Here is a 1,774-nt window from a genome sequence, read left to right on the forward strand (position 1 = left end):
CATTAGCTTGCTCAGTTTGTGGTGATAGACGTTGCCGCCATTTATAAAATGACATGGTGCTCAGTTGATGGGTTTGGCAAAACTCAGTGATGCTCAGCTCTGATGTGTGCCATAAGTCGATTAATTGCTGCCATTGTGCAGCGTTGCGGTAAGCTCGCTTTGCCATATCACTCTCCTGTAATGATGAGTGCACAGCTTATCGCGCGATCTTAAGTGGGAATAGGACGTCCTAAAATGGACGCTTACGTTGGGCAATAGAATTTATTACCACCAAATGTTATCGCAGCAAGCAGTCAAAAACAAAGCACGACAATAGCTTAGAGGTGATATGGGCACATTTAGATGCTTAAGGTACAGGCTATGAACAATGGATGTCTTGATAATATTGATAATAAAGCAGAAAAGAGTTATGGGAGTCCTGACTTTCGCTTATATGCTCAATGCATAGCCGAGCAAGTCGAGTCTAGTGACCAAAAGAAATCGAGCTTGGATGAAAACCGCATTTCTTGAAAAGATATTAATGGCTGGGCTTGCCAAGGCGGACAAAATATGAACATTTACGCGATTACCCTGGGAACCAGACGAGATAAGTCTGGTTCAGTGAATTGCAGATTTAAATTTTATTTATTTTTTACCATGATTAATTGACCATCTTTATAAATCTCTTCAGATGCTAATTGCCCATCGTCACAATAGCTTTTAAGGACTCCTTCTAATAAGTCATTTTTATAAGTCCCTTCCTCCATCAATTGACCACTTTCATAATATCGCTTATATGGACCTTCTTTTAGATTATTTTCAATAATTGCATCACAATTGACCTTTCCATTTTCATAATAATGTATAGAGTGGCCATTTTCCAAACCACTTTTATACGTCATCTCCCACCACAACTGACCACTTTCATAATAATATCTAGAAAGGCCTTCCTGCTTACCATCCTTACAGAAAACCACTCCCCACAATTGACCATTTTCATAATATGATTCACAAATTCCTTCTGGAAGTCCATTTTTCTTAGTTCCTTTTCTCAATATCCTCCCACTTTCATAATATCTATTATAAGGACCATCTTCTAATCCATTATTATAATTCCCTACAAGCCTTACAGCGCCATTTTTATAAAATATCTTGTAAGGGCCTTCTTCTAATCCATTTCTATAACTTCCTTCCTTCTCCACTCCGCCATTTTCATAATATTTTTTGTAAGGGCCTTCTTCCAACCCATTTTTATAAGATCCTTCGAACAATAGCAAACCATCTTCATCATATGTTTTAAAAGAACCGTCTTCTAGACCATTTCTATAAGTTATTTCCCTATATCCGTCACAATCATCACTTTTATAATACCTTTTACTTTTCCCAGTAAAAGGTATTTGTGTATCTATTTCATAATAGATCCCATTTATATTTTGCAATTGATTAAAATCTATTTCCTTCATCGATAACTCCTTTTTTATCTATAATTCTCAATGCTCTCACACCTACCATCGGTGTTTTTCAAGGTAGTAGGCACTCCTTGCTCAAACCCGAATTCAACCCCGAAGTGCGACACTCGACAATTAAGCAGCTAACTGGTGAAACACCACGGCAGGCTGCTTAAACTTCAAACACTTTTTGGGTCGATAGTTAATTCTATTCTGAGCAAATTCGATTAATTCATCACTCACTAGCCTCAAATCAACCCCTTTTTTGACGTACTGCCGCAGTAATCCATTGGCGTTTTCATTCGCTCCTCGTTCACAAGAACGATAAGGGTGCGCAAAATATACCT

At 37.8% G+C, this 1,774-nt stretch carries 2 protein-coding genes and 1 pseudogene; all 3 read right to left on the reverse strand.

The features are described 5' to 3' along the window. The coding region (tnpA, locus tag L5M10_RS24275; protein WP_411569349.1) for an IS66 family insertion sequence element accessory protein TnpA at positions 1-166 on the reverse strand (166 nt) is incomplete at its 3' end. Between the two features lie 454 nt (positions 167-620). Then, a complete protein-coding gene (locus L5M10_RS23745) occupies positions 621-1,442 on the reverse strand; it encodes a toxin-antitoxin system YwqK family antitoxin (protein ID WP_263148797.1) in 822 nt (273 codons plus the stop codon). A gap of 120 nt (positions 1,443-1,562) precedes the next feature. After that, positions 1,563-1,774, reverse strand: a pseudogene (locus L5M10_RS23750) (IS30 family transposase); the annotation flags it as partial.

This window comes from Shewanella sp. SM32, from assembly GCF_025654235.1.
In the GTDB taxonomy this organism is placed as follows: domain Bacteria; phylum Pseudomonadota; class Gammaproteobacteria; order Enterobacterales; family Shewanellaceae; genus Shewanella; species Shewanella oncorhynchi.

What these genes read in the sequence shown, in the direction of transcription:
- L5M10_RS23745 (WP_263148797.1), bottom strand. Translation starts at nt 1,442, where the DNA reads ATGAAGGAAATAGATTTTAATCAATTGCAAAATATAAATGGGATCTAT.